The 26664-nt window shown below is 68.2% G+C and carries 23 protein-coding genes and 2 pseudogenes; 3 read left to right on the top strand and 22 right to left on the bottom strand.

Translation table 11 applies throughout. The features are described from left to right. Positions 1–217: 217 nt before the first annotated feature. The 10 genes and pseudogenes from ACWIGU_RS00590 to ACWIGU_RS00545 all read right to left on the bottom strand — a co-directional run bounded on the left by ACWIGU_RS00590 (position 218) and on the right by ACWIGU_RS00545 (position 7989). Entirely contained in the window at positions 218–583 is a 366-nt protein-coding gene (locus tag ACWIGU_RS00590) for a hypothetical protein (protein WP_454395974.1), read from the bottom strand. Positions 584–591: 8 nt separating this feature from the next. Further along, a complete protein-coding gene (locus ACWIGU_RS00585) occupies positions 592–1854 on the bottom strand; it encodes an amidase domain-containing protein (protein WP_454395972.1) in 1263 nt (420 codons plus the stop codon). Positions 1855–1856: 2 nt separating this feature from the next. After that, positions 1857–2315, bottom strand: coding sequence for a hypothetical protein (locus ACWIGU_RS00580; RefSeq protein WP_454395970.1), 459 nt, complete (start codon positions 2313–2315; stop codon positions 1857–1859). A gap of 328 nt (positions 2316–2643) precedes the next feature. Further along, positions 2644–3735, bottom strand: a complete 1092-nt coding sequence (locus ACWIGU_RS00575) for an integrase core domain-containing protein (protein WP_454395968.1) — start codon at positions 3733–3735, stop codon at positions 2644–2646. 169 nt (positions 3736–3904) lie between these two features. Continuing rightward, a complete protein-coding gene (locus tag ACWIGU_RS00570; RefSeq protein WP_454395966.1) occupies positions 3905–4069 on the bottom strand; it encodes a hypothetical protein in 165 nt (54 codons plus the stop codon). A gap of 197 nt (positions 4070–4266) precedes the next feature. Beyond that, positions 4267–4956, bottom strand: a complete 690-nt coding sequence (locus tag ACWIGU_RS00565; RefSeq protein ID WP_454395964.1) for a contact-dependent growth inhibition system immunity protein — start codon at positions 4954–4956, stop codon at positions 4267–4269. Positions 4957–5014: 58 nt separating this feature from the next. Next, complete coding sequence (locus tag ACWIGU_RS00560; protein ID WP_454395962.1) at positions 5015–5212, bottom strand: hypothetical protein; 198 nt, start codon at positions 5210–5212, stop codon at positions 5015–5017. Positions 5213–5651: 439 nt separating this feature from the next. After that, complete coding sequence (locus ACWIGU_RS00555; protein ID WP_454395960.1) at positions 5652–6341, bottom strand: contact-dependent growth inhibition system immunity protein; 690 nt, start codon at positions 6339–6341, stop codon at positions 5652–5654. A gap of 15 nt (positions 6342–6356) precedes the next feature. Beyond that, a pseudogene (locus ACWIGU_RS00550) lies at positions 6357–7582 on the bottom strand (RNase A-like domain-containing protein). 35 nt (positions 7583–7617) lie between these two features. Further along, complete coding sequence (locus ACWIGU_RS00545) at positions 7618–7989, bottom strand: hypothetical protein (protein ID WP_454395958.1); 372 nt, start codon at positions 7987–7989, stop codon at positions 7618–7620. A 469-nt stretch (positions 7990–8458) separates the two neighbouring features. Between ACWIGU_RS00545 and ACWIGU_RS00540 the strand changes: the two are divergent. Then, positions 8459–8593: pseudogene (locus ACWIGU_RS00540) on the top strand (IS30 family transposase); the annotation flags it as partial. A gap of 113 nt (positions 8594–8706) precedes the next feature. Here ACWIGU_RS00540 and ACWIGU_RS00535 read toward each other — a convergent pair. From ACWIGU_RS00535 to ACWIGU_RS00515, 5 genes are all read right to left on the bottom strand, one after another. Continuing rightward, on the bottom strand, positions 8707–11457 hold the full coding sequence (locus ACWIGU_RS00535; protein WP_454395956.1) for an alkaline phosphatase family protein: 2751 nt from the start codon (positions 11455–11457) through the stop codon (positions 8707–8709). 6 nt (positions 11458–11463) lie between these two features. Next, positions 11464–12834 carry an ABC transporter permease gene (locus ACWIGU_RS00530; RefSeq protein ID WP_454395954.1) on the bottom strand — a complete coding sequence of 457 codons (1371 nt, stop codon included), beginning with the start codon at positions 12832–12834 and terminating at the stop codon, positions 11464–11466. Beyond that, complete coding sequence (locus ACWIGU_RS00525) at positions 12831–13772, bottom strand: ABC transporter ATP-binding protein (protein WP_454395952.1); 942 nt, start codon at positions 13770–13772, stop codon at positions 12831–12833. The genes ACWIGU_RS00530 and ACWIGU_RS00525 overlap by 4 nt, the downstream gene beginning before the upstream one ends. 524 nt (positions 13773–14296) lie before the next feature. Beyond that, a complete protein-coding gene (locus ACWIGU_RS00520; RefSeq protein ID WP_454395950.1) occupies positions 14297–15865 on the bottom strand; it encodes a purple acid phosphatase family protein in 1569 nt (522 codons plus the stop codon). Positions 15866–15915: 50 nt separating this feature from the next. Beyond that, entirely contained in the window at positions 15916–16806 is an 891-nt protein-coding gene (locus tag ACWIGU_RS00515) for an IclR family transcriptional regulator (RefSeq protein ID WP_454395948.1), read from the bottom strand. Positions 16807–16821: 15 nt separating this feature from the next. Between ACWIGU_RS00515 and ACWIGU_RS00510 the strand changes: the two genes are divergently transcribed. Further along, on the top strand, positions 16822–17310 hold the full coding sequence (locus ACWIGU_RS00510) for a TetR/AcrR family transcriptional regulator (protein ID WP_454395946.1): 489 nt from the start codon (positions 16822–16824) through the stop codon (positions 17308–17310). A 281-nt stretch (positions 17311–17591) separates the two neighbouring features. Here the strand turns inward: ACWIGU_RS00510 and ACWIGU_RS00505 are convergent, their stop codons facing one another. Next, a complete protein-coding gene (locus ACWIGU_RS00505; RefSeq protein ID WP_454395944.1) occupies positions 17592–17978 on the bottom strand; it encodes a VOC family protein in 387 nt (128 codons plus the stop codon). Positions 17979–18587: 609 nt separating this feature from the next. Further along, positions 18588–18797 carry a hypothetical protein gene (locus ACWIGU_RS00500; RefSeq protein ID WP_454395942.1) on the bottom strand — a complete coding sequence of 70 codons (210 nt, stop codon included), beginning with the start codon at positions 18795–18797 and terminating at the stop codon, positions 18588–18590. Positions 18798–19598: 801 nt separating this feature from the next. Between ACWIGU_RS00500 and ACWIGU_RS00495 the strand changes: the two genes are divergently transcribed. Further along, positions 19599–20645: an MsnO8 family LLM class oxidoreductase gene (locus tag ACWIGU_RS00495; RefSeq protein WP_454395940.1), complete on the top strand. Its 1047-nt coding sequence runs from the start codon at positions 19599–19601 to the stop codon at positions 20643–20645. On the opposite strand, the gene ACWIGU_RS00490 is transcribed toward ACWIGU_RS00495, so the two are convergent. The 5 genes from ACWIGU_RS00490 to ACWIGU_RS00470 all read right to left on the bottom strand — a co-directional run bounded on the left by ACWIGU_RS00490 (position 20605) and on the right by ACWIGU_RS00470 (position 26446). Further along, complete coding sequence (locus tag ACWIGU_RS00490; protein WP_454395938.1) at positions 20605–20856, bottom strand: ferredoxin; 252 nt, start codon at positions 20854–20856, stop codon at positions 20605–20607. The genes ACWIGU_RS00495 and ACWIGU_RS00490 overlap by 41 nt on opposite strands. Continuing rightward, complete coding sequence (locus ACWIGU_RS00485; RefSeq protein WP_454395936.1) at positions 20853–22034, bottom strand: cytochrome P450; 1182 nt, start codon at positions 22032–22034, stop codon at positions 20853–20855. The genes ACWIGU_RS00490 and ACWIGU_RS00485 overlap by 4 nt, the downstream gene beginning before the upstream one ends. Positions 22035–22194: 160 nt before the next feature. Next, the gene (locus ACWIGU_RS00480; RefSeq protein ID WP_454395934.1) at positions 22195–23472 is read right to left on the bottom strand and encodes an amidase family protein; all 1278 of its coding nucleotides are present in this window, start codon (positions 23470–23472) and stop codon (positions 22195–22197) included. A gap of 68 nt (positions 23473–23540) precedes the next feature. Continuing rightward, the gene (locus ACWIGU_RS00475) at positions 23541–24983 is read right to left on the bottom strand and encodes an acetamidase/formamidase family protein (RefSeq protein ID WP_454395932.1); all 1443 of its coding nucleotides are present in this window, start codon (positions 24981–24983) and stop codon (positions 23541–23543) included. A gap of 536 nt (positions 24984–25519) precedes the next feature. Beyond that, complete coding sequence (locus ACWIGU_RS00470) at positions 25520–26446, bottom strand: NmrA family NAD(P)-binding protein (RefSeq protein ID WP_454395930.1); 927 nt, start codon at positions 26444–26446, stop codon at positions 25520–25522. Between the last annotated feature and the right edge of the window lie 218 nt (positions 26447–26664).

Here is a 26664-nt window from a genome sequence, read left to right as displayed (position 1 = left end):
AGACGGTAGAACCGATGCGCGGGGACCGGGTCCCGTTCCTCATGGCGACGGGCTTCAAAGCCGCATGAGATTCGTGTTTTTGAGCCCCACAAGTTCAGCGTCGGGAGTTTCTGTTGTTGCCGCCTATCAACCCGTAAGTGGTATGCACAGGATGAGTTGATTGGACGGACAACAGTTGTTCGTCAATAAGCACCGGGACGTCGACGTAGTCCCTCAGCTACGGCATGAGAGGACTGAGGCCCGAGCAGCCCGTGCCACCGCTCGGGTCCGGCGCGTACACCCAGTACAGCGCGAAGAGCTGGACGAACAGCAGCAGCGCGACTACGCAGACGAGGGTCACCTGGGCGCCGGTGAAACGGGGGGTGCGGCGGCAGGTGAGCACCAACGCGGCGACGCTGCACAGGGGCCCTGCCCACGCGGTGACGTACATCCTCGTCGAAGGCCCCAGATACTCGCAGTTCTGGAACGTGTCCCCGTCGAAGGAGATGTGAGCAGCGAGCAGCCCGGCCGATATGACGGCCAGCGCAACGGCGACGAGGAGGAGGCCGTTGCGGCTGCGGGACGGAGTCGTGGTGGGGCTCATCGTTGACATCAGTACCAGTCGGGGTTGGGTCGAACAATGCGGACGTTCTGCGCACCTTCGTGCTTCTCTGTGGCGTTGATCCGGCCTTCGAGGCTGACATTCTGGTACGAGTCGGTGTGCTGGGTGTACTTGATCTCACCATCCGGCATGACCGCCGTGACGATCGCCGCGTGGTGCGTGGTGCCCTTCTCGAGGGAGTCGTTGGGGCCGGCCTGCTCGTAGTAGAGGATGTCACCCGGCTTCACATCGGCGCGCGAGACCTCCTGGCCACCATGCCGGAGCATGAAGTTCTGGTTGTTCTCGGCAGCAGTCCAGTTGTCCGAGTAGGCCAGTTTCTTGTCGACCCAGTCGATGCCGCTCGGGTTGCCGATCATCCAGCTGTCGTCGTCGGTCGTGCCTTCCCAGAACGACGTCTTCTCCTTCATCCCGGCGGCGTGCAGCGCGTTGGAGACGAAGTTGGTGCAGTTGTTGCCGAAATCGGTGGGGTCGCCCTTGTCCCAGTTGTCCAGGGCGTACTGGACGAGTTTCACGCGGTCGTACTTGCCGTTGCCGCGCAGGTCTGTGCGGACATCCTCCGGGATGCCGTCGAGATTGCCGATGAGGACCGGCTCGGCCAGCATCATGTCCTTGCGCTGCTTGTCGGTCAGACCGCTCCACCATTGCCGGACCGTCGTCGGGTCCTGACCTACGGGGATATCGGCGGCCAGCATGTCCATCTGCGTGTGTGAGGCGTGGGTCTGCAGTTCGTTGAGTGCCTTGTCGGGGTCGGTCAGACCCGTCTGGTTCGCGAGCTTGGTGAACTCGGCGGCGGCCAGCTTGTCGGCGGTTGTCACCTGCTCGACGGCCTGGTTGATGAGGTCCTGCACCTGCGAGCGGTACGGGCCCATCTCCTCGGCCTCGGTCCTGTTGTGCACGGGTGGGCCGGTGATCGTGCCGTCGATGCCGATGGTCAGGCCGTACTGGTCGGCGAGCTGCTGTGCCTCGCGCATGGTGCTGTGGGCGGTCTCGATGGCTGTGGTCATGCCGTCGGCGACCATGTTGACGGCGAGGAGGATGTCGTAGGCCACCTCGAACTGGTTGGCCAGGTTCTCGAACTTGCCCGCGGCGCCCTTGCCAACCGCGTCGGTCCAATTCTCGGCGAGGGGTTTGACCCCGTAGTCACGCAGGTCCTTCGCCGCAGCCAGTGCGTACCCGGCCAGCGAGTGCCATTCGTCCGAGGCCGTCTTCCACTTGCTCGGGCGTGCGTTGTTGATGCCTTCGTACGAGACCACGCTCACCCCTTCCGTAGATCCTGGACGGCGGCACGCAGCCGGGCCTCCGCCTCGAGGTCCGCACCCTGGTAGCCGTTGGCCGAATCCCTCAACTTCGCGCTCAGATCGCCCATCTGCCTGGCGAGGGACACCATGTGTTCCTCCCAGTTCAGGGCACACACCTGAAGCTGGACGGGGCTGAGCCAGCCGTTGCCGTAGTGCGCCGCGTACACCTCGTCACTAGTGTCGAGTGCATGATCCAGGCGCTTCATGGCATCGCGCGACAGGGTCTCGGTGTCGTCGGCGGCGCCGCGCACGCCCTTTTGCTTGATGTCGATGTCTGGGCGGCCTCCGCCACCGCCGTCAGGGGCGGCAAGCTCATTGAGCCGCATCTGCGTCGACGGCCGATCGGATGCGCCAGCCGCGTTCCGGTGCCGCTCCGCTACCTCTGCCTTCAGCTGTTCCCACTCGTCCCACGCCATGAAGGTCCCCGTCCCCCGTACGTACTGCCCCACCTGCGCGCTCGCGGCGACACGATCGACGGATCAAGTCCGCAGCGCCGTACCTCACGGAGCAACCCGCAACCAATCAAGCTAGCAGCCCATAGCAATGGACACGCCAAATCCATGGGCGGGAGACATGTCCCCGCTGTGAAGGTTTTCGGGCAGCCCCCGGAAGGGTCCGGTCGCAGCTCGGTTCCGCTCTGCAGGCTGCACGGAGCCTGTGGGTGCCCGAAACTCGCCCGCCCTATGCGACCTGCGTGTATTCGTGGCTCACCCCTGTAGGTGCCAAGAACTAGGTCCGGGCTGGTCACGCCACGTGTTGGTACTCGTGCAGGATGCCGGCGAGGCGGTCGCGTCGGTGGACGTCGAGGTGGGAGAGTCGGTCGGGCCTGGTGATCGGTTCGGGCAGGGCGCGGAGTGGCGCGGCGCTTGCGAGAGCGCGGTGGGGCCTGTGGTGGTTGTAGAACTGCTCGTACTCGCGCAGGGCGTGGAGTAGATGGGCCTGATTCCATACGAGGGTGCGGTCGAGGAGCTCAGTTCGGCAGGAACGTACCCATCGCTCCATGATCACGTTCATCCGCGGCATCCGGACGCCGCTCTGGACGACCCCGATACCCTCAGCGTGCAGGACGGCGTCGAAGGCGGCGGGGTAGCGAGCGTCCCGGTCCCGGATCAGGAACTTCGCCCTGCCGCCGGTGTCCTGAAGGTCCATGACCATGTTTCGGGCGAGTTGGGTGACCCAGGCCGCGATGGGGTGCGTGGTCGCGCCGAGGATTCGCACGCGCCGGGTGGCGTGCTCGATTACCGCGAGGACGTACAGGGTCGTCCCGGTCAGTGTCTTGGTCTCGAAGAAGTCGGCGGCGAGGATGGCGTGTGCTTGGGAGCGAAGGAATGCTGCCCAGGTGGTGTGGTCGCGTTCGGGTGCGGGGTCGATGCCGTGCTTTTTGAGGATGTTCCACACGGTGGAGGCGGCGACGTTGATTCCGAGCGCGGCGAGCTCGCCGTGGATGCGCCTGTAGCCCCAGTTGCGGTTCTCGCTGGCGAGCCGTAGCACCAGGGTGCGGACGGAGCGCACGGTGCGCGGTGGGCCCGGGCGCTTGGGGCGTGAGGCCTTGGCGTGGCGGCGGCGCAGCAGGTCGCGGTGCCAGCGCAGCAGCGTGTCGGGGGAGACGATCAACTGGAGTCGATGAAGTTGCCCTCGGGGGAGGCGGTGCAGAAGAGCGGCGAGAAGCGCGCGGTCGGGCCAGGTGAGCTTCGGCTTGTCTATCTGCCGCTGCAGAACGGCGAGTTGATGGCGCAGGGCCAAGATCTCGGCATCCTTGTGGCGGTCGCCCATCGGCAGGAGCCGTATCAGGGTGAACACGCTCGTCAGGGCCAGGTAGGGCAGTCGCAGCAGCACCGGACCATCCTGGCGTCGGCCGCAGCGGGCCCGCAATCACCGGGCGAGGCCCCCACCATCACCGCCGAACGGCAGGGACCCACGACAGTGCCCGCATGCGGACTGACCAGCACGGATGAGATTGCTGGCACCTACAGGCCTGTCCGGTTCGGGTACGTCCACTTTTTCGTCACCAGCCGACGGTGCCACCGCAGATGTCGGGCGTGATGAGATGGTGTCGTCGCAGTTGCCGGGGTAGCTGTCGGATCAGCACGGCGAGGTAGGCGCGGTCGGCCCAGTCGAAGCGTGGTTTGGGGTTCGTGCGGCGCAGCACCGCGACCTCGTGCCGCAGCACCAGCAGCTCGATGTCCTTGGACGCTGAGGAGCGGCAGAGAAGCGCCAGCCAGCCGAGCAGTCGGGTGAAGACCAGCTAGTGCAGACGTAGCGACACAGTCCGAGATCCTTCCCGGCGCGCGTTGCTCTACCCATCCGCGGCTGGTCACCGGGCCAGGCCGGGTTCTGGAACCCCACACGCTCGCGCGGCTTCTTGGGCTATTGGAGCCCATGGTGACGGAGGATGCCTTGAATGTCGAGGAGCCATTGACGCAACGTCACATCACCGGGTGGAGCAATCCGCAGGCCGAGAACGCGAGTGGCTTCCTGCAGGTCGTCGTCGCTCGTGTTGACAGCGAGGAATCCGACAACTTCCTGATCAACGGCCTCATGGTCTTCTCCTGCCTCGATTGAGAGGTAGTCGTCGATCGCCTCCCCCCGGGACTGGTACTCAAGCGAGAAGTCCTGATGGAAGTAGGACGTCAACAGGTGTGAGAGAGCTGGAAAGCGGTGCCGCCATTCCCACGAAGTCTGCGGGCGGAAGCCGGCCTTGGGCGCGGGGCGCTTCGCCAGGAAGATGCTCAGATGGTGCCGTACGGCACGCAGACACTCCTCAACGCCGACGCCCTTGGAGGGCTCGATGTGAGGCAGGAGGTCAACGTCGTCGGCGATCTCGTCGCTGAACAGACCGGCGGCGAGGAGGTCGTCGATCTCTCGCGCCGCAGTCTCCGCTCGCTCGGGTGCGAACGCTGCAGTACGCAAATAGGAACTCAGCGCGGTGCCGGGTGTCTCCAGGGTGTCGTCGAAGGTGTGCCCGGTCGATTCGTAAGCGCGGAGCAGGTCGCGCAGTTCGCGGAAACGGTCGTTGGGCGTCGGCGTCATGGGCTGCCTGTCCGGTGTGGTGTTCATGGGGTGGTGGGGTAGGAGGTCAGGACTCGGTAGCCCAGCGCAGCGGTCGGATCCTTCTTCAGAACCACGGTTGCGCCGTGACCCATTCTGGGGGCAAGCCGTTTTTGAAGTTGCTACGCGACAAGCTCAACCCCGTGGGCTCGCCAAGGTCGACGGTGAAGTCCACGCCGATCTGGTGGCGCAAGGCCAGGATCTCGACATCCTTCTCCCGATCGCTCATCGGCAGCAGTCGCAGCATCGCGAACGCGTTCGTCACAACCAGGTACGCCAGTCTCAGAAGCGCGACTGATCACCATGCCGCGCCTACCGCCGCCAAGCGATAGCTGGGACTCGAGCGGTCTCAGCCGGCGCCGCTACCCGCTCCCTCCTGCATGGAAGAGGTATTCGGCAAGGGCAACGCCAGTCGCACCTGCAGCGTCGATCATCATGCCTCGACAACCACCAGCCGCGCGAGAGCGCCTGTTCAAGCGACAACCTTCGATGTCCCGTCACCTTGTACACCCGGCCCCACCTGGGCGAATGAGGTTTCGGACAAGGGCAACCCCGGCAATACCGCCCCTGGCACACCATCAGCCAACGACTCGGTTCCGCAGTCCGGGACGGCGGGAGTGCCGTTGAGGTCGGTGAACATCAGAGTGGGCATCTCGGGGCTCGGCTGCATACGGCCTGCGGCGGGGGCGAGCGTGAGGTGACTCTCAGGTGGTGGGGCGGTGGTGGGCGAGGATGTCCTGGATATCGGTGAGCCACTGACGGAGGGAGACACCCTCGGGCGGATAGATGCTCAGGCCGAGGACGCGCGTGGCTTGGTCGAGTTCGCTGTCCGAGGTCAGGAGTTCGGTGAAGGAGCGGAGCTCTTCAGCTGCCTGGGTGAACATCTCCGGAGGGTTTCCGGTGAAGTAGTCGTCCAGTGCCTCCCTGTGTGAGGCGTAGAACCTGGAGAAGTCCTGGTGGAAGTATCCGGCCAACAGGTGTCCGAGGTCGGGGAACTGCTTGCGCCATTCCCAGTCGGTCTGGGGGACGTCGGAGTGCTGGTAGGCGCCGTCGTTGCGGATGCGCTCCAGGTGGGCCCGGGCCACCTGGAGGCACTGCTCGACCGTGCAGCCTTCCGGCGGTTCGATGTGCGGAAGGATCTCCACGTCGTCGGCGATTTCATCGCTGAACAGGCCGACCTGCAGCAGGTCGTCGATCTCGCCGATCACCTCGTCGAGCAGACCGGGCGTGCGGAGGGCCTGACGTACGTACGCCTGCAGGGCAGGGCCTGGTGTCTCGACGGTGTCCGTGAATGCGTTGCCGGCGAAGGCGTAGGAGTCGAGCAGTTCATGGAGCTGGGGGAAGCGCTCGTCCTCCTCCATGAAGTCCTCGGTGATGTCCTTGGGCTGGGGCACGGGTGGTCCTTGCTCTCAGGCTTTCGGATAGGCGGTGTGGATGCGATAGCCGCTTGGCATGTCGGGGTCGCGGCGTAGGAGAACGAAGACCTTGTGCACATTGTGCGGTCCTGTGCCTCGGACGAAGTCATCGCGGGACATGCTACGGCCGGTGGTCTCCTGGCCGAAGTCGACGTTGAGCTCCAGCTCCTTCTTGGGGGTCTTCTCCAGCCAGCGCTTCACTTTGGTCTGTTCTTGATCACGGCCCGGTCGGTGAGGTCTTGGGCCGCCTGCTCGTTAATGAAGCTGGAGCTACCGGTGATGTTCTTGTCGGAGCGCAGTCGGGCACGCAGGTCGCGGTCTGTCTTCTCGACGTGCCGATCGATGGTGTGGGCTCCTTTCTGCCCCTCATCACCTGCGAGATCACTTCTGTACTTCGGCTTCTGTGCCCCCTTGCGCTTGCTCCGTGGCCAGGCACTGGGTTCCCCGTCGCCCTTGATGAGCAGTCCGAGGTCTTCGAGGCTTGCCGATTCGCCGCCCGCGACGGCGACCTGGGGTCCGAAGCCAGGCATGCGTATGCCGCCGAGCAGTTCGGTCGTTCCGCCCGCACTCTGCGCGGCGCGGTACGTGGCGCACGCGCCGCCGAGAGCTCCGCCGGTGAGGGCGCCGTAGAGCAGTGCCTGATGGGCCTCGTCGAGGTTGAGGCCCTTGCTCTCTCCCGTGGCCATGGCGACGGGCTGGGTGACGGCCAGGTCGACGGTGATCGATTCGATGCCTGCTATCGCCGCGGTGGCCAGGGTGGTGCCCGCGATGGTGGCGATCTCCGTCGAGACGGCCACGCCGAGGATGGCGGCCAGGTCGACGATTGTTGCGGTGGTCGCGGCGGCGGCTTCGGAGATGCCGGCGGTGAAGACGGCCAGCAGGGTTCCGGCGGCGATGGTCGTGCCGACGATCTCCAGCTCGTGTTCCAGACGCTTGACGGCGTGGTGGACGGCATCGGCGTACTGGTCGAGGGCCTTTGCCATGTCGCGGGCGCCGTCGATCATGTCCTGGAGCCAGCCATGCCCGTCGTGGTAGTAGCGGCGCCAGTACGGGTCGTCGAAGGCGGATATCGCCTCGCCCTTGTTGTGCTCGATGATGCCGCGGGCCGACTTGTTCGCGGCGGCCGTGACGTCTTCGAGGTCGTCGGCGAAGTCCCGCCACACCTTGGCCGCGTGTCGCAGACCGTCCTCATCGGCATCCGGCCACCACATGCCGGTCATGTCCTGGACGATCTTCTTCGCCTTGTCGGCCACGCTCACTGGTCGGTTCCGTGGCGGTCGTGCGGCGTGGCCTTGATCTTGCTGAACATCGAGCGGACGAGCTCTTCGTTGTCGATGTGGCCGTCCGACATGTCCTTCATGGCGTCGTGGATGCTGGCCAGGCCGAGGGCCAGGATCTCGGCCGCGTGCTCCATCTTCTTCACGTTCGGGCCGTAGTGCCCGTGGAACTGCTTGCCCTGCTTGTCGTCCCCCCACGGTGAACCAGCCGCCGCCAGGCCCGTCTTGAGCTTGGTCAGCGCCTTAGCCAGGTCCGTGCTGAGCGTGTGGAAATACGGGGCTGTCTTCTTCAGGTCGGTGATTTTGATGTCGAGTATCTCGCCGTCGTCGCCACTGCCCTGGTCACCCATGGTTCTCTGCCCCGTCCCCTCCGTTGGCTCTCCAGCCCGAAGACCCTGAATGGTTTGCGGGTTTCGCAGTCGAGATCGGCGTCAAGCGACAGCAAAGTTCCGTTCAAGCTTCCGCAGGGCGGGCAGGTCGGCATGAGTGCTGGGAGCCTGGTAGGGCGTCGGCTCGCAGAGGTCTCGCGTCGTGGCACGATCGACTCCTTCTCGCCGTCCACCTGCCGCCCTGGCCACCTCATACGAGCACAAAACTTCGGTGGCGATTACGAGAGTTGAGGGCACGCCTTCTCGGCACGGGGGCCTCGTACTGATGCCAACAATCTCTTCCGGCGGTGTACGTGCTGCAGTGACTCACGGCGGGCGTCGAGGGCGTCAGCGGATTGAGTAGCTCTGTCTCGATGGGAGGCACGGTGGGCGTGCGAGGTGCGCGTACAGCCGGTAGTCGAAGAAGCTGACGCGCGAGCGGGAGGAATACGGCCTGCTGCGGCAGTACTTCCCCAAGGGCACCAACCTGGCCGTCCACACCCGCGAGCACCTCGACGCCGTCGCAGCCGAACTCAACGGGCGGCCACGCAAAACGCTCGGCTGGGAAACCCCAGCCGAGCGCCTGCAGAACTGCTCGCCACCACATGTCAGTAATCACGTGTTGCGACGATCACTAGAATCCGCCATCAAGCTCCGGGGCGTTTTAACGGCAGTTGCCGCTCGGATTACCGGCAAACGTCAGCCGTCGTTCTCCGCCGACGGGATGAGCGCGCCCGGCACGTCCTGGGGGGCGTAGATCTTCTTCTCGCCCGGGAACGGCTTCTTCCAGTTGTACCGCTCGTACCAGGCCAGGTGGTTCATCTGCGCCGGGGGAGCGTAGTCCGGCACGGCGTGGGGGCCGGTCAGCCGCTGCTTCGACTTCCACTGGTCCCACTCGGCGGCGACGTTCTTCATGTCCGCCGGCACCGAGGCCGCCGGCACGGCCTCCGCCTTCGGGTTCTGCGCCGCGGGGGTGTCCAGACCACAGGACGGCGCGCCGTTCTTCACACCGTCGGTCAGCGAGACCCGGTTGGGCAGCGCGCTGAACGGCGTGAAGTCCGGGCTCTGGGTGAACGCCGCGGCCATCGGGCTGGCCGCGGTGTCCTTCTGGTTCATCGGCTGGACCCCGAGGATCTGCTCGATGGTCCGCATCATGTTGATCTGCGAGTAGTAGTGGCTGTCCACCGCGCCGTGCTTGGCCCAGGGGCTGATGATCTGGACCGGGGCGCGGTGGCCGTCGACGTGGTCGGTGCCGGCCTGGGAGTCGTCCTCGACGACGAAGATCGCCGAGTCCTTCCAGTACTTGCTGTGCGAGATCTCGTCAACGATCTTGCCGACGGCGAGGTCGTTGTCCGCGACCTGGGCGGCACCGCTCACCGGGCCACCGGTGTGGTCGCTGGACAGCCAGAACATGTTCAGGTTCGCCGGACCGTTCTTCTGGAAGTCCTTCTTCCAGATCTCGGAACGGTAGACGTCCGGGACGCTGGTGTCGAACTTCGGGAAGCCGTGCACCGACACGTCGTTGAGCGACGGGATCGGCGAGGTCGAGTTCAGCGGATAGGCGGTGTCCTGACCGGTCGCCGCCATGTTCTTGCTGTCGCAGTACAGGTTCTGCCAGCTCGCACCCGACGGCTTGGTCAGGAACTGCTGGAACTCACCGAAGTTCCGCACGGACTTGCCCGCGTCCTGCGCACCGGTCCAGATGAAGCCGGTCCGCTGGTGGCCGAGGGCGTCGTCCTCGGTGTCGTAGCTGCGGGTGTACTCGCCGGCCGAGGACTCGGTGTACTCCGGGTTGTCGGACTGCATCAGCCAGTTATGACCCTCGGCGGAGTTCGTGCCGATGTCGTACGTGTTGTCGAACAGGCCGAACTGCCTGGCCAGGGCGTGCTGGTTCGGTGTGACGTTCTCGCCGTACTGCGCCAGCGACGGGTCGCCGTTGCCCTGCGGCATGTCACCGAAGACCTGGTCGTAGGTCCGGTTCTCCTTGACGATCATGAAGACGTGCTTGATCGTCGAGGGGTCGCCGAGCTTGACCGGCACCGGCACCGGCTTGGCCGGGGAGCCGTCGGACTTCTTGAGCGACTCGCCGTTCCAGCCGTTCTGCTTGAAGACCTTGCCGGTGTAGGACCTGATCACGCTGTCGTCGGGCAGCGTGAACTTCTGCACGCTCGACGTCGTGTCGTGGGTGCCGTGACCGCTGGCCTTCCGGCGCGCGTCGATACCACGGGTGTTGGAGACGTAGACCTGGTCGCCGACGGTGCTGATCTCCGAGGGGAAGTAGTCCGTCGGGAGCAGGCCGACGTAGCTCACCGGCTCCTGCGCGGACGTGTACTTGTAGACGGCGACGGCGTTGGCGCGGCCGAGGGTCACCAGCAGGTGACCGTCGTCGGTGAGGGTCACCGCGTTGGGCTCGTAACCCACGGAGGCCTTGGCCCACGGCTGGGTGGCGATGGTCTGGACGACCTTGCCCTTCGCCGTGTCGATGACCGACACGTCGTTGGTCGCGGTGTTGGTGACGAACAGCGTCCCGTTCTTGGCGTACAGGGCGGTCGGGTGCAGACCGACATCGATGCTGGAGACGGCGGCGTCCTGGTTCGCCAGGTCGATGACGCTGACCGTGCCGCTGGTGGCGGCAGCGGTCTTCTGGTCGGCGAGTACCTGCGTGCCGTACGAGTTGATCGTGGGCTCGCCGGGCTTGGCCGGGCGGCCACCCTCGTTGCTGACGTAGAGCTTCCCGCCGACGACGATCATGTCGCGCGGGGCGTTGCCCACGGCCCAGCTCTGCTTGATGGTCCCGGTCGCCGCGTCGATGGAGACGACCCGGTTCTGGCCGTTGACCGCGGAGTACACGGTCTTGCCGTCGGCCGAGAACACCGCCTCGCCCACCAGGGCGTGCTTGGACCCCTGCGCCGCGATGGTGACGGTCCTCGGGCTGGAGACGCTGCCGTCCGCGTTCACGGTGAGCACGGTGTAGCCGTCCGGCTGGCCCAGCCACAGCTGCTTGCCGTCGGGCGAGTACGTCGGGCCTTCCTGGCCCACGTTGATGCTGCTGAGGCGGGGGTTGGACGACGCGGCGTTGCTGACGAGCTGCTGCGTCTTCCAGTTCTTCAGGTCCACGATGGCCAGGGCCGCGCCACCGTCGGTGACCGAGGCGGCCATGTGCGTGCCGTCCGGGCTGATCGAGGACGACATGATCTTGCCCTCGTTGATGACAAGTCGGTCGCCGTACGGGGCGATGTACTGGTTGGCGGAGACGACCTGGCCGTCGGCAGTGACCTGACCGACCTGGTCCGTGCCGAACTGGTGGGTCTGCGCGAACGCGGTGCCGGCGGCCACGAGAGCGACGGCGGTGGCGCCGGCCGTGAACAGCGGTATCCGTCTGCCGATGAGTCTGCCGAGGAGGCTGATCCGAGCCTCCTCAGCGAGCTTGCGGCGGCGAGTTACCTGCATGGAGTGTTATCCCTTCAGGGTGGTGTCGAGCAGCTCGACGTTGCCGTCGAACTGCCACAGAGGGTTCGGTGCGTCCCCTTCGGGGGTCCGCACCAGGAAGTAGCCGTTCACTTCCTTCGGTCCATCGCCATCGGCCATGAACCGCCCGTCCGGAGTGACGTCGAGTTGGTAGATGGCCTGTCCTGTGGCCTCGACGCCGGGAAGATGCCAGGTCACGACGCAGCGCCAGTCGTTGCCCGGGCCTTGCGCTGCGACCCCGGTGCTTCCCTTGTCGCACGCCGCCGTGGCCTTCAACTGGGCCTCGGTGACGGCGGGTCTGTTGAGTTGGCCGGTCTGCATGCGGTACAGGTGCGCGAACGCCGTGGCGACCGAGCCCTGCACCTTGTCCTGCGTGACCCCGGAGCCCGTCGCCGAAGTCATCGCGGCGACGACCGCGAACGACACGGCGGCCAACCCGACCAGCGGCAGGACCCCGACGGTGATCGCGCGGCGGCCCGAACCGTCGTGGGTCGGGTTGGTGAATTCGCGCCGTACGAAGAGCACATAGGCCAGCGCCGTCGCGACCACGGCCCACACGAGGCTGACGACGACGCCGATCAGCAGCGGGCCGAGCTGCTGCGGGCCGGTGAACAGTCCGTTCCAGGAGATGAAGGCGTAGCTGGGCAGGGCGACGCGCACGGCCGCGGGAAGCGGCAACATCTGGGCGACCGCCATCGCGAGCGAGACGAGTACGGGCACCAGGAGCCCCATCGGGGAGCGTCCCAGCGTGACCGACCCGAGGAAGCCGAGCGCGGCGAGCGCCAGGGTCGGGGCGAGGGCGCAGATCCAGGAGAGCAGGACCTGAACGGCGGCGTCCGACGGTGCCAGGAGGTGGCCGTCGAGGCCGACCAGCGGCTGGTTGCCGACCGCGAGGAGGCCGCCGACCGTGCTGGAGACTGCGAGCCCGGCCACGAGCAGCAGCAGGACGGTGAGGCTGGCGGCTGCCTTCGCCACGAAGATCCGCCGGGGCGAGCGGACCGCCACGAGCAACTGGCGCCAGGTGCCGAGCCGGTCCTCGGAGGCGAACACGTCACCGGCCACGATCGAGGTCAGCAGCGGGAGCGCCCAGGTCCCCGCGAAACCGAGCATCACCAGCGGGCCGGCCCACCCGGAGGCGTGCATCCAGCGTCCGAAGAGGGTGTCCACGGGGAGTGTGCTCTGCTGGCTCACGCCGGCGACGAAGAGGGCGGGAGCAATCCAGCAGGCGAGGACCAGGAGGCGGATCCGCCACTGGGAGACGAGCTTGACGAGCTCGAAGCGACAGGCGCGGGTGACGGGGACGCGACGGCCCCTGGTCACCTGTTCCTGTTCCCGGCCCCGGGTGAGGGTCGTGGTCATCTGCCGGACTCCTGCTGTTCGGTGAGGGCGAGAAACGCGGCTTCGAGCGGCGACACGACGGGAGTGAGCTCGCGCAGCGCGACGCCCTTCTCCACGAGCCGCGCCACGAGTCCGTCGAGGGCGGGCAACAGGGCGCGTACGACGAGCAGTTCGGCGTCCTGCCGTACCCCGGCGTCGTCGACGACCTGGATCCCCGGCGCGTCGTCGGCCACCCGGCGGGCGGCCTGCGGGTCGGAGGTGAGCAGCCGGTAGTCGAGTTCACGGCTCTCGGTGGCGAGCTTGCTCAGCGGGCCGGAGAAGACGACGCGTCCGGTGGCGAGGATGGTCACCTCGGAGCACAGCGCCTCGAGGTCGTCCATGCGGTGGCTCGACAGCACGACGCTGGTTCCGCCGGCAGCGAGCCGGTTGAGGACACCGTGCACTTGCCTCTTGCCCGCCGGGTCGAGGCCGTTGGACGGTTCGTCGAGCACGAGCAGCCGGGGCTTGGTGAGCAGAGCGGCGGCGAGCCCGAGCCGTTGGCGCATGCCGAGGGAGAAGCCGCGGGTGCGGTCGTCGGCGACATCGGTGAGCCCGACCTGGTCGAGCACGTCGTCGATTCCCGTCGTCCGCGCGTCGTGGCCTCGGAGTGCGGCCAGCGCCGTGAGGTTCTGCCTACCGGTGAGCGAGGGGTAGAGACCTGGCCCGTCCACGAAGCCGGCGACGCCGTCGGCAACGTCGAGGGCCCGCCCGACCGGCGTACCCAGGATCTCGAGGCTGCCGCTGTCGGCGACGGCCAGGCCCAGCAGGAGGCCGAGCAGTGTGGTCTTGCCGGCGCCGTTCGGTCCGACCAAGCCATGGATCTGACCTCGCGTCACATCCAGGTCGATGCCGTCGAGTGCGACGACGTCGCCGAAACACTTGGTGATCCCGCGAGCCTTGAGTGAGATAGGCCTGTCCATAAGTCCCCTCCTTCGTATCTTCGGGGACTTTAGGTGTGGCAACCAACGTTCGGCAGGAAGGCTGGTTGAACGTTCATGGAATGGAAGATGGCGGGTACCCGCGCCGATGCCCCGCCGATTGCGGTCGAGATCGAACATCGCCGCCGGTTGGATCGTGATCACGACCAGGTGTCGCGCGTGCGTGTTGCGCGAAGTAGCAGGCACCAAGCCGGACTTGTCCAACCACGACGGCACCGCCACCTTCGCGGGCCCTTCTCGCCCGACCGCCAGACCCTGTGCGCGAACATCCAGATGCCGGGAGTCCTGCATCAGTAACCGCCCGCCGGGGCAGTGAACTCGACCCGTTCAAGCTCTACTTGGAACATCGCTGGGTCGAAGCCGGAAGGTGGGTCACCGCCGCCGTGGAAGGTGCTCGCCGCGCCCGCCGCGGGGACGGTCGGAGTTCACGCCAAGCAGGCGGACCTCACACGCGTATGAGGACCGCCTGCTGGTCTTGTGCCCGCCGTCCGGGCGCACGGGTGGCCCTACTTGGCGCGGCGCGCCACCGTGAAGTGGTCGATCCGGTCGCCCGTCTCGGCGATGCCCTGGACCTTCAGCCTGGCGTAGCGGCCCTTGGGCGCGGGCTCGACGTCCACGCGCAGGAAGGAGTAGTTGAGGTAGCGAACCCGGGACCAGGCGACCGTCTCGTTCTGCTTTGCGCCGTCCTTGAGGCAGATGAACGAGGATACGGACTCGACCTCGTTCTCATGACCCTCGTACGAGTCCGGGGCGGTGAACGCGTACAGGCTGCGGCCCGCCGCACCCGCGGTGACGTACACCACGCCCTCGGTCTCGGGGTACGCCGTACCGCCGATCGGGAGCTTCTTCGCGACCTCGTTGCCCTTGATGACGTCGGTGCGTTCGTACTGGTGGTTGTGGCCGTTGATGACGAGGTCGACGTCGTACTTCTCGAACAGCGGCACCCACTCCTGGCGCACGCCTCCTTCCGAGGCGTGCGCAGTGGAGGTGCAGTACGCGCAGTGGTGGAAGAACACGATGACGAAGTCGACGTCGTCCGATGCCCGGAACTTCTTCAGCTGAGCCTCGAACCACTTCGTCTGGGTGCCGCCGGAGATGCCGAGGTTGGCCGGGATCTCGAACGAGACGTCGTTCGGGTCCAGCGAGATGATCGCCGTGTTGCCGTAGACGAAGGAGTAGACGCCCGGCAGGTGCTGCTTGTCGGGGCCGTTGTCGGGGAGCGTGAAGCGGGCTTCCTCGCCGCCGTAGCCGTTGGGCGAGTACCACGCCTCCATGTCGTGGTTGCCGTACGACACCATCCACGGGATCTGCTTGGCGACCGACTCGGTCTGGTACAGGAACTGGTCCCACGTGCGCGAGTCGAAACCCGTGTCGGAGGCCTTGCCCTGACCGGCCGGGTCACCGTAGGCGATGTCGCCGGCGTGCAGATGGAAGACCGGGTTCTGACCGAGGATCAGGCTGTCGTTGGCGAGCGCGTGGTAGCTGACGCCCTGGTCGCCGAAGGCCGTGAAGGTGAACGGCTCCGCCCTCGCGGGGGCCGTGGTGAAGGTGCCGAGGGTGCCGAGCAGGTGCGACTCGGCCGGGTCGAAGCCCGCGTGGCCGACGCCGTAGTAGTACGTCTTGCCCGGCCGCAGGTTCGTGAGCTTGGCGTGCAGGTAGTACTGCGTGTGGTTACCGCTCGCGCCGACGCCGGCCGGGGTGTAGAGGGTGCGCACCTCGGCCTCGATCTTGCGGGAGAGGTCCAGGGGGGTGGCACCGATCCGGATGAAGGGGTTCTTTACCGCGACCGGGACCTGCCAGGACACGGTGATCTCCGTGCGGGGGTCGTTGCCGAAGGCGAGATGGCGGCCGAAGGGGGCCACCAGGGCGCCGTCGACGGTCTCGACGGCGGGGGCGGTGCTCTGGGTCGGAACGGCGGCCTGAGCGACGGCCCCCGGCACGAACGCGCCACCCGCGACGGCGCCCAGTGTGACGGCGCCGCCTCTCATGATCGTGCGTCGCGAGAACTTGGAGCGCAGGTACTCGTGCTGTTCGGCCATGCTCATGCGCCTGGCCAGCTTCTCGGGTACTCCCATGCGAGGTATGTCCATGGCATATGAAACTTGTCTGCGCAGGCGACGAACCGTCAGTCGTTGAATGCACGGATGCAAGATGGCTGATGGACATTCGGCGAACGGGCCCGGTGAGGAGCGAGCGCTCGCTCACGACGGCGGCCTTTGTGGTGGCTGCAGAACTCGTCGATGCCCGTCGGTCGTCCCCGGCCCGCGGCCGGGCCGACGAGGCGGCCGGCTGCGCTCGACCGGGAACGTGGGTGGTCAGGCGTCGTTGCCCGGCGCGGAGACCGCCGCCGCGCCCCCGCGCAGCGCCTCGGAGATCCGCTTCGCGGTGCCACCGCCCGGTCGGTGTAGGTCTTGCGGCGGGCGTCGTCGAGGCGGAACTCCGGGCAGGACAGGGAGAGGGCGGCGACCGTGCGGTCGTCGTCCCGGATGGCGGCCGAGACGGCCCATATGCCTTCGTCGATCTCGTGGTGGCTGACGTCCCAGCCGCGCTCGTCGGCGATGTCGACGCCTTGCAGGAACTCCTCGCGCTCGTCGGCGATGTCGACGCCTTGCAGGAACTCCTCGCGCCCGTTCAGCGGTGGCACGGCGCCGGACGCGAGTGCCCGGTCGACGTAGCGCTCCCGCTCGGCTTGCGACAGACCGCCGAGCAGCACGCGCGCACTGGCACCGCGCAGCGGCGGCAGATTCTGGCCCACCTCGAACGACAGCCGGTACGGACGGTTGCTCTCCGCGCCGTGCACGCACACCGGAAGCCCCTGCACCAGGCGGATGAGCAGCACCGTCTCGGAGACCTCATCGGCCAGGGCGCGCAGGAAGGGGTCCGCGACCTCGCCCAGTGAGGTGCCCTGCCGGGCCGCGCGGCCCAGCGCCGCCACTCGCATCGTCAACCGGTAGCGCCACCGGGTGTCCTCCTCCACCAGGGCCATGCGGCGAAGGCGGAGTACCCAGCGCTCCATGATCGAGGTCTGGCGATGCTGGCCAAGGAGGCCGGGGTGGCCTCGGCGACGGCGTATCGGCACTTCCCGGATATTCGTCAGGTGTTCAAGGCGTATTACGAGCAGTTGGTGGATGAGCTGATCGCGGAGCTTTCCGCCATTGAGGCGGGTGAGCCGGCGCTCGAGCGGTTCGAGATGGCGTGCCGGGTGTGGGTGCGGCATGCGGCGCGGTGGAGCCGGGCCGCTGTGTACATCCGGTCGACGGACGGTTTCTTGGCCCGGATGAAGGCCAAGGACCCGATGGTGACGCGCATTTACGAGGTGCTGGCGCCGCTCACACAGGACTTGATGGCGAGCGGAGACATCGCCACGCAGGCACCGGAGTTCGCCGTGCTGGTGTGGGAGACGTTGTTCGATGAGCGGGTGGTCGTGGACCTGATGGACAGCATGAACTGGTCGATCGACCGGATCGCGGCCGAACTGACCCGCAGTGCGCTCGGCGCGTTGGGGCGGCAGGAAATGTAGGTGCTGTCAGGGGGAGGCGCTGTCAGGGGTAGGTGTCAGAGGGTGGCGCGTTCCTTGGCGAGTTCACGTTCGAGGGTGCCGGCCGGAACTTCGGGGAGCATCTGCCGCATGGGGTGGACACCGCCGGAGCCGCGAGCAGCTCGTGTACCACCCGATACGCCAGTGAGACGATCTCCCGGACAGGGTTCCAGCAGACCGTGATGCCGCGCCAGACCCCCTCCGAGCAGCAACGATGAGTTTCCGAACGGCACAGGCTCCGGCTCCCGGCACGTTCCGGGGTATCAGTCCTCGCCGCTGCCGTATGGCCTGGTCAGAATCTCGAGGTTGTGTCCGTTGGGGTCGTCGAAGTACGCCCCGCGCCCGCCATCGTTGTGGTTGATCTCGCCGGGGTCGTGGTGGAACGGGTCCGCCCAGTAGGTCAGGCCCGCCTCGCCGATACGGGCGAAGATCGCGTCGAACTCGTCCTCGGAGACAAGGAACGCATAGTGCTGTGGGCTGATCGCCTCGGCCGTGTCCATGTAGTCCAGCGTCACGCCGTTCGGCATCTGCACCGGAACGAACGGACCGTACTCCGGTGCCACCTCCAAACCCAGCAGATCCGCGAGGAACCGTGCGGACGCCATCTTGTCGTGCGCGGCGACGATCGTGTGGTTGAGTTCGACTGCCATCGGTCTGCCTCCTTCCCCCTGGCTACGAGAACCGCTTTCCACGCTAGCAACGGTTCGGGCCGGCGCCATCGGTCTCTGGTCCCGTCCAGCTCCGACCTGCGACCGAGAACCAGGGGGCGAGGGCCCTTCCTGGCACTGCACAGCAGCGCGTGATCAACGAGTTTCAGGACTCGGAGTCGACGGCGAGGGCATAGAACGGTTCGGCATGGTCGTCCTGGCTGTCCCGCCCGCCGCTGGTCTCGCCATGGTGCAAAGGCTGCTCAACCCGGTGTATCCGAGGAGTGGTGGGATATGGCGAGGGCTGCATCACCGGGCATTGGTCGGCCGCTTCCGTCGGCTGACGCCGTTCAGGTGGGCCACGGCTGTGCCGTCCCTGAGGCGTCCGAGGCTGATGGGCGGCGGCCAACGATGGCCTCTGTGAAGGGGCGGGGTAGGGCCCTGACCAGCGAAGTCCCAGCTCACCAAGATCCCCGACAAGACTCAGGGCAAGAAGAGGAAACCTCTAACGATCAAGCCCCCTACTGGCGAAGACCCGCGGGTAGGGGGCTTGTCGCTGTGGACTCCGATCGCGGTCAGGCTGCCCATATCAGCGATCCCGCGATCTGACGATCAGAGAGAGGCGGTGACGCCGACCTGGTGGTACTGGCCGACGGTGTCCAGGACCTCGTCCTTGACCGCGCTGAACTGAGCCACGAGGTCCGAGCTGCTGAGCGCCGTGGGGCCGGCGGCGATGCCGACCTGCGGGCTCAGGCCGCCGGAGATGGTGTCGAGCTCGGCGTCAGATATTTCAAGGGTCTGAACCTGGGGAGCGGAGTTCATGATGAAACTGCCTTTCGTATGGATGTTCCACAGGGGGAGCGGCCAAGCTGGGGATAGACGTTGGGCCGCGACCGCAGGCGCGCACCATCCGTTTCCGGACGACTTGGCGTGATCCCGGCGGCGCGAAGGATCAAATCACGGAGCGTGCCCGGCATACAGTCGGTCGCTGCTCCCAGCAGGGCAGTTGAAACCATCGGCTACTCATCCGTGCGCCCATGCACACGAATTGAGGGCCGCATCTCTACATGCAGCCCCGCACGGGAGATCGACAGCTATTGCCACGGCCGCTCCGACCACGACAACTCGTACAAACAGAACGCGCCCGTGCTGCAGTTGCGCATTCACTGTGTAGATTCATTCATGTATGCACAGTTGATGACTTCGGGCAGCGCGGGGGTCGTGCAACTCGGCGCCTGCCGAAAACCCTATCCGCGCTGTTCAAGCGGCATGTTGGCATTCGTGGAGGACCCCGCCGAGGCGTCCGGCGCAGATCGTCGGCCCGCAGCGCGAAGGAGCGGGACCCGCCGCCGTGGGCCGCAAGGTACACGGGCGTGCCGCCCGGGCAGTTCGCGCTCCACGTACAGACGGGCTTCACGTGGGCGTCGGGTGCCGGGGCCGGGCCGGGCCAGTCTTCCTCACCTGTCGTCCCGCGGACAGATCCGTCCTGGAGGAGGAGGCCGAGGACCCCGGTTCGGCTCATCGCGGCAGGCCTGTTTCTGAACCCCCGCCTGCGCCCCGACGCCCGGCACGCACTCTCGGACCACACCAGCTCACCCCGCGACCCTGAACCAGGAGCCCCGCATGACTGCGCTCTCCGTGCTCGATCAAGGCCCCGTCCGCGCCGGCGGCGCACCCGGCCACGCCCTGCGCGACGCCCTCGAACTCTCCCGGACCGTAGAGGAGTTGGGATACAGCCGCTACTGGGTGGCCGAGCGCCACTCGACCGCCATGATGGGCACGTCCGCGCCGGAGATCCTCATCGCCCACCTCGCCGCGCACACCACGCGGCTGCGTCTGGGCACCGGCGGCATGATGCTCCCCAACCACCGGCCCCTGCACCTGGCCGAACAGTTCCGCACCCTCAACGCCCTGCACCCCGGCCGCATCGACCTCGGGGTCGGACGCTCCTCGGGAACCGGCGACGACCTCACCGCCGCCGCCCTCGGCAGGACCCCCGAACGCCGCGACGCCTTCGACGAGTTGCTCGCCGAACTGCTCGGCGACGAGACGGCGGAGTGTGCCCGCTGGCCGCCGACCACCCTTACGCCGCGCTGCGCGCCGTCCCCGTCGAGGTCCCGCTGCCGCCGGTCCACGTCCTCGGCTCCAGCGTCTCCTCCGCCGAGCGCACCGCGCGCCGGACTGCCGTACGCCTTCTTCGCCGCGTACGTGAACCCGGACACCGCCGTCGCCGCACTGCGCCGCTACCGCGAGGCGTTCGTGCCCCACACGCCGGACGCGCGGCCGCACGCGATCCTCGCCCTGCGCGTGTGGGCGGGAGAGGACGACGAACACGCCCACCGGATCGCCGCCCCCGGCAAACTCGCCGTGCTCCAGGTCCTCACCGGGCAGGACCCGCGGCTGCTCCCGGAGGAGACGGCCCTCGCGCACCGCCCGACCGAGGCCGAACGGGCCGCCGAGGCACCCCTCGACCAGCGCTCCGACATCATCGGCGGACCCGACACCGTCCGCGAACGGCTCGGCGCGCTCATCCGGTCCTCCGGCGCCGACGAGGTCATGGCCCTGACCAACACCTACGACCCCGGCGAGCGCCGCGCCTCCTACCGACGCCTCGCCGAGGCCTTTCAGGTCACCGGGGCGGTGGCGGCGCGGCCTCCTCGGACAGCGTGAGCGCGCCGGACGGGCACAGCGCGACGGCCTCCCGCACGGCCTCGTACTGTGCCGCGTCCGGCTGCGCGGCGAGCAGCACGGTCAGCCCGTCCTCGTCGTGCTCGAACACGCCCTCCGCGCTCAGCACGCACAGGCCCGCACCGATGCACAGCTCCCGGTCGGCCCGCACGCGCAGCGCGTCGGGCTCCTCGTCCCCGCCGGCCCGGCTCACCACGTCACCAGCAGGGACTCGAGCCCTTGCATCGTCCCGGTCTGCCGCATCCGCAGCTCGCTCGGGTCCACGGCGGGGCGCAGCCCCGGAAGGCGCCGCACCAGCGTCTCGTACGCCACCTCCAGCTGGGTGCGGGCCAGACTCTGCCCCAGGCACTGGTGAATGCCGAAGCCGAACGTGAGGTGCTGGCGGCTGCCCCGGGCCAGATCGAAGGCGTACGGGTCGGCGTGCACCGAAGGATCGCGGTTCGGCATCGTCGACGAGACGACGATGCCGTCGCCCTCCTTGATGAGCCGGCCCGCGATCTCGATGTCGGCGGTCACCCAGCGCACCCCGCCGAAGTCCGTCACGGCGGTGATGCGCAGCAGTTCCTCGACGGCGGACGGCACCGCCACCCGCCCCTCGCGCAGCGCGGCCAGCTGGTCCGGGTGGTCGAACAGGGCCGCCACACCCAGCGGGATCATCGACGACGTCGTCTCCAGGCCCGCGATGAGCAGCACCATCGCGAGCTGCACCAGCTCGTCGTGGCCCAGCTCCCCGGCCAGGACCCGCCGGGCGAGCCGCCCGAGGAGTTCCTCGCCGGGATCGCGCTCCTGTGCCGACACCAGCCCGTCCAGGTAGCCGAAGAGGGCCTTGCCCGCGGCGTTGGTCTCCTCAGGGGTGCTCGCCTGCATGACCCCGCGCGTGGCGTCCTGGAAGAAAGCGTGGTCCTCGAAGGGAATCCCCAGGAGCGCCGACATCGCAAGACCCGGAATCGGCATGGAGAAATCCGGTACGAGATCGGCCGGCGGCCCCTTTTCCAGCATGGCGTCGACCAGCCGGTCGATGTCGGCCTGAATGCGGGGCCGCGGCGCGCGGGCGTGTTTCAGCCCGAATTCCGGATTCAGCAGCCGGCGATGGATGTCGTGCGTGGGCGGATCCTCACCGACGAGTACCAGTTTCCTGGCCTCCTCGGCGCCGAGATGCGGTGCCATGGTGGGGTATTCGTCGAAGCTCCGGTCCGAGGAAAGGCGCGGGTCGGAGAGTATTTCCCGGCTCTCCGCGTACCCCGTGAACAGCCAGACGCGGCGCCCGTTCCGGAGAGTGACCTCGTTGGCGTATCGCCCACTGTCGACCGCGAATCGGCCCGCGAGAAGTATCACGAATTCCTGCGCCAGGTGGAGTGGGCCGGCGGCCACGACTTCGCCGGCATCTGGATCACCGAGCACCATTTCTCCGGCTACAGCCTGAGCGCCTCACCGCTCCTCCTGCTCACCCGGGCCGCCGCCGCTGCCCCGGCCCTGCACGTCGGCACCGGCATCCTCGTCCTCCGCTGTGGTCGCCCCCCACAGCCGCCGCCTACAGCGCCGCCGACACCCGCGCCGCGAGATCCAGGACGTGCCGGTCGCTGCCCCGCGGCCCCACGAGGCACAGGCCCACCGGAGCGGTGCGGCTGCGGACGGGGACGCTGACGGCGCAGCGGCCCGACAGGCCCGCCAGGCAGGTGAGTTGGAAGGTCTGGGCCCGGGTCCGTTCGATCGCCGGGCCGCCGATGGAGGCCTCCTCGCGGGTGGGCGCCACCGAGGACGCGGACGGCAGGAGCAGGATCCGGTCGCCGAGCAGGTCGTCGACGCGGGCCCGTGCCTCGCGCAGCACGCGTTCGGCGGCGGCCAGGTCGGCGGGGGTGTAGCGCGAGGCCGTCTCGAAGCGGGAGCGGACGTCGGGGTTGAGGGAGTCCCAGTGCCGCGAGACCCACGAGCCCCAGTGCTGCCACGCCTCCACGCCCTGCTTGGTCTGGAAGGCGCGCACCCATCCCGGCAGCACCCCGGCGTCGAACCGTACGGTGCCCAGGCGCGGCAGATCCGCCGAGCCCCGCCACCCGGCGAGCGCCCGCCGCACCGAGGCGGCGACCTCCGTGTCGGCCACGTCGACGATCTCCTGGGAGAACACCGCGGCCGACGGTGCGGGCCCCTCGGCGCGTGGCAGGAGCACCCGGCCCGCGGCGCGCAGGGTGTCGGCGTCGCGGGCGATCCAGCCGACCGTGTCGAAGGACGGGGCGAGCGGCAGCAGCCCCGTGGTGTCGACCGCCCCGTGGCTCGGGCGGATGCCGTACAGGCCCTGGTAGGAGGAGGGGATCCGGATCGAGCCGCCGGTGTCGGTGCCGAGTCCGATGTCGGCCTGACCGAGGGCGACCGCGCTGGCAGGTCCCGAGGTCGAGCCGCCCGAAATCCGGTCGGGGGCCGCGGGGTTGGGCGGCGTACCGTAGTGGCCGTTCGTGCCGGCGAGGCTGTACGCGAACTCGTCGGTGCGGGCGAGGCCGGCGACGTCGGCACCCGCAGCGAGCAGCGCGGCGACCGCCGCGGCGGTCGCCGCCTGCGGGCGGCTCTCGGCGAGCCACGCGGGGTTGCCCGCGCCCACCCGGTGTCCCTGGATGGCGAACAGGTCCTTCACTGCCACATTGAGCCCGGACAGCGGGCCGTGCCCGGTGGCGGGCACGAGCGGCGTGCCGAATTCCCGCCACACCGTGGGGTCGGGGAGGGAGCTCGCGGAGGCCGGGTGCGCGCCCGGAGGGAACACCGCACCGGCGCCCGCCGCGGCCGCGAGGCCGAGGAACCTTCTTCGATTCACTGTCTTCATGCTGCCTGCGTTCTTTTGGATCTTCTCAATGTGCGTGCTGGTGACGGGAGTTGAGCGGGCAGCGGTGGCTAGCGGCCGAAGTCGCTCTTCCTGATCACCGCGTGCACTCCCGTGGTCCGGTCGACCACCTGTGACACCTCGAAGTCGGCCGCCGCCGACAGATACGCGTACGCGACCGGGCGGCTCATGCCGAGGTCGGCCTGGAGGAAGTCGAGGGCGTTGACGACGGCGCGGCGCATCGCCGTGTCCAGGTCGGAGCCCTGGCCCCCGGCTCCGGCGGAGCCGTCCGGGTCGGAGAGGCCGATGGGTAGCCACGCCTCGTCGGTCTCGCCGAACGGGTAGTGGTACGCGACGGTGGGGGCGTCGCCGGAGCCGGGCTTGCAGACGGTGAGGCGGAAGGTGGTGCGCAGTGAGCCTTCGAGCGCCGTCAGCGCCACCTCGCCGTTGCCCATCGCGAGGTGCGGGTCGCCGGTGTGGAAGAGGGCGCCCTCGGCGTGTACGGGGAGGTAGAACGCGGAGCCGGAGCCGAGGTGGCGGATGTCGATGTTGCCGCCGCCGAGGGTGGGCGGGATCGAGTTGAGCAGCGGGTCGGTGAGCGAGGCGGCATCGGCGAACGCGGTGCCCATCAGGCCCATGTGCGGGTTGAGCGGGAAGGTGACCTCGCCGGGACCGTCGAGTGGGAGGACGCCGTGGCCATCTCGGCCCCCAGCCCCGCCGCCGCTGCGGATCGGTGCGAACACCGAGACATTTCCGTACTGTTCGGGGTCCTTGGCGGACGGCCGGCCGTCGGTGTCGACGGGCGGCATGACCTCGTCGCGGGTGATGCCGGCGGGCGCGCCGCCGTCCCGGGTGCGGGTCAGGGCGCCCTTGCCGTGTCGGCTCGACACCACGCCGTAGGGCACGCGCGGCAGCAGCGACAGTGTCTCCACCTTCAGTACGTCGCCGGGCTCTGCGCCCTCGACATGCACCGGGCCGAGGACGACGTGCGGGCCGTCGGTGTCGAAGGAGCGGGGTGTGCGGGAATAGTCGCGGGCGAGGTCGACGGCGTCCCGTAGCACTTGGTCCCTGCCGACGCCGTGTTCGCCGAACCAGGCGACGGGGTCGCGGCCCTGGTCCTCCAGCAGACCCTCGTGCGAGAGGGCGTCCACGGTGACTGTCTCGCCGGACCGTATGCGCAGCACGGGGTCGGCGTCGCGGGCGGGCACGTAGCCCCAGCGGACGGTGTCCGGTGTGGCGCGCAGATAGTGCTGACCGTCGATGGGGCCCTTGCCGGGCTGCAGGATGCGCTGCGGGCGGGAGACGGTGGCGGGCCCGTCGGGCGCTGCGGCGGCGGAGTGCGCACCCGCGGCCACCGTCCCACCGGCCGCGCCGAGCCCCGCCGCGATGCGCAACAGCCCGCGCCGCCCGAGCCGCGAGGCCAACGCCTCGTGCACCACGGGGAGTTCGGCGGATATGGCGGCGGCTGCGGGCGTGGCGGGAAGATCGGTCGGCACGCGCGGCTCGTGTGACATCAAGGCCCCTCGTCGTAGCGCGGTATACACATGCCACGATGTGGTGACGTGTGGTGTGTGCGGTGACGTGTCATGTCTATGCAGCGCCTGTTACCGGGAGGAGTTGCCGCCGGTTTCCTGCGCGTAACGCGCCGAGGGGCTGCGCTTGCCGAATACCTCATCCGTGCTGCTCACGCCGCATGTTCGTACTCGTGGAGGGTGCCACCCAAGTCGCTCCCGTCGTCGTACGTCCAGATGGGCGATCCGGTCCGTGTCCTCGATCGGGGCGGGCAGCGAGTGGAGGGGGCGGGCGTTCGCAAGTCCCTGGTGCGGCCTCTGCTCGTCGTAAAACGTCTCGAACTCGCGCAGGGCGTGCAGGAGATGGCGTGGAAGGTCTGCCGGGGCGGAGGTGCCGGGTGAACGTCCATTTCCGGGCGATGAGTTGTCGGTGCCAGGCCAGGAGGGTGGTGGGGGTGACCGTGAAGGTTTGGCGCCAGCCCTCGCGGGACGAACCGCGAGACGAGGCGGCATCGCTGTCGCAGCCGGCGTCCCAGGGCCTACCCCTTCCCAGCCCGCAGTCCCGGTGTAGCTTCGACCAGGCTGTCGAAGCCCGATGGCGGGCGGCCCAGGAGTTCCGTCACATCGTTGGTGCTCCGGTCGTAGCGGTTCTCCCTGTGCAGGCGGGCCATCGTGGAGATGTGGGCAAAGACATGCGGCGTCAGGCCCAGCGGCTTCAGGTCGCGCTCAACCCATTCGTCGTACGGCACGTCGAGGTACGTCACGGTGCGTCCCAGCGCATCGGAGAACTCGGCGGCGACCGTGGCCATGTCGCGGGAGGCGGCGCCGGTCAGTTCGTAGACCCGGCCGACCGGTGGTGAAGGGTCGAGCAGCAGTCGGGTGACCACCTCGGCCACGTCGCGGGTGGCCACCGGCGAGGTGCGTGCGGTGCCGAAGGGGAGCCGGATGGTGTTGTCGCGTTGGATGGAGGCCACGGCGAGCATGCCGAAGAGTGGGTTCTCCATGAACACCGTCGGCCGGATGTGGACGACGGGCAGCCTGGACCAGTTGAGGACGTGTTCGGAGAGCCAGTGCAGCCGCTGCTGGCGCGACTCCGTGCTGCTGGCGAGGTTCATCTGAGAAACGGTCATCTGTGAGATGTTCACCAGCAGTTCGAGCCGGCCGCTCTCAAGGCCCGCTGCCGCCACGGTTGCCGTGGCCTCCAGATAGTCGGCCGAAGGACTCATCCCGAAGTACGCTCTGCGGCATCCCTCCAGGGCCGCCACCACATCCGCTCCACGCGTGAGATCACCGACCATCACCTCGACGCCGCTGATGGCCCGCAGAGCGGCGGCACGGTCGTCGTCGTGGTGCACCAGGGCTCGCACCGGCACCCCGTGTTCGCGCAACTCCCCGACGACCTTCCCACCCACACCCCCGCTGCCACCGGCGGCACCGGTGACCAGGATCGGATCAGCACTCGGCAAGGTGCCCTCCCACAGTCGACAACCTGTTCCGTCTATCTATGACACGCGGACCGCCCCCCTCCGCGCCCCGGCCGCGGGGGCCACCCGTCAGGAGTAGCCGCCTTGGGCGGTCGGCGCATCAGATGGGCCCCTGGTCGGGGTGGCAGCCGGTGAGGCGGGCGACGCCGATGACCGCGCCCAGGCGCAGTTCGCGGCCGCGGATCGCGGTGGCGATCAGC

This window comes from Streptomyces sp. NPDC055400 (genome assembly GCF_053644375.1).
Note: the sequence above shows the minus strand (reverse complement) of the source record. Positions and strands in the feature narration are given on the sequence as shown.

Bases quoted from the DNA above. Each gene is read 5' to 3' on its own strand.
- ACWIGU_RS00590 (WP_454395974.1), bottom strand. From the start codon at position 583: ATGAGCCCCACCACGACTCCGTCCCGCAGCCGCAACGGCCTCCTCCTC.
- ACWIGU_RS00580 (WP_454395970.1), bottom strand. From the start codon at position 2,315: ATGGCGTGGGACGAGTGGGAACAGCTGAAGGCAGAGGTAGCGGAGCGG.
- ACWIGU_RS00565 (WP_454395964.1), bottom strand. From the start codon at position 4,956: ATGAACACCACACCGGACAGGCAGCCCATGACGCCGACGCCCAACGAC.
- ACWIGU_RS00545 (WP_454395958.1), bottom strand. From the start codon at position 7,989: ATGGGTGACCAGGGCAGTGGCGACGACGGCGAGATACTCGACATCAAA.
- ACWIGU_RS00535 (WP_454395956.1), bottom strand. From the start codon at position 11,457: ATGCAGGTAACTCGCCGCCGCAAGCTCGCTGAGGAGGCTCGGATCAGC.
- ACWIGU_RS00530 (WP_454395954.1), bottom strand. From the start codon at position 12,834: ATGACCACGACCCTCACCCGGGGCCGGGAACAGGAACAGGTGACCAGG.
- ACWIGU_RS00525 (WP_454395952.1), bottom strand. From the start codon at position 13,772: ATGGACAGGCCTATCTCACTCAAGGCTCGCGGGATCACCAAGTGTTTC.
- ACWIGU_RS00520 (WP_454395950.1), bottom strand. From the start codon at position 15,865: ATGGGAGTACCCGAGAAGCTGGCCAGGCGCATGAGCATGGCCGAACAG.
- ACWIGU_RS00515 (WP_454395948.1), bottom strand. From the start codon at position 16,806: ATGGAGCGCTGGGTACTCCGCCTTCGCCGCATGGCCCTGGTGGAGGAG.
- ACWIGU_RS00510 (WP_454395946.1), top strand. From the start codon at position 16,822: ATGCTGGCCAAGGAGGCCGGGGTGGCCTCGGCGACGGCGTATCGGCAC.
- ACWIGU_RS00505 (WP_454395944.1), bottom strand. From the start codon at position 17,978: ATGGCAGTCGAACTCAACCACACGATCGTCGCCGCGCACGACAAGATG.
- ACWIGU_RS00500 (WP_454395942.1), bottom strand. From the start codon at position 18,797: ATGAACTCCGCTCCCCAGGTTCAGACCCTTGAAATATCTGACGCCGAG.
- ACWIGU_RS00495 (WP_454395940.1), top strand. From the start codon at position 19,599: ATGACTGCGCTCTCCGTGCTCGATCAAGGCCCCGTCCGCGCCGGCGGC.
- ACWIGU_RS00480 (WP_454395934.1), bottom strand. From the start codon at position 23,472: ATGAAGACAGTGAATCGAAGAAGGTTCCTCGGCCTCGCGGCCGCGGCG.
- ACWIGU_RS00475 (WP_454395932.1), bottom strand. From the start codon at position 24,983: ATGTCACACGAGCCGCGCGTGCCGACCGATCTTCCCGCCACGCCCGCA.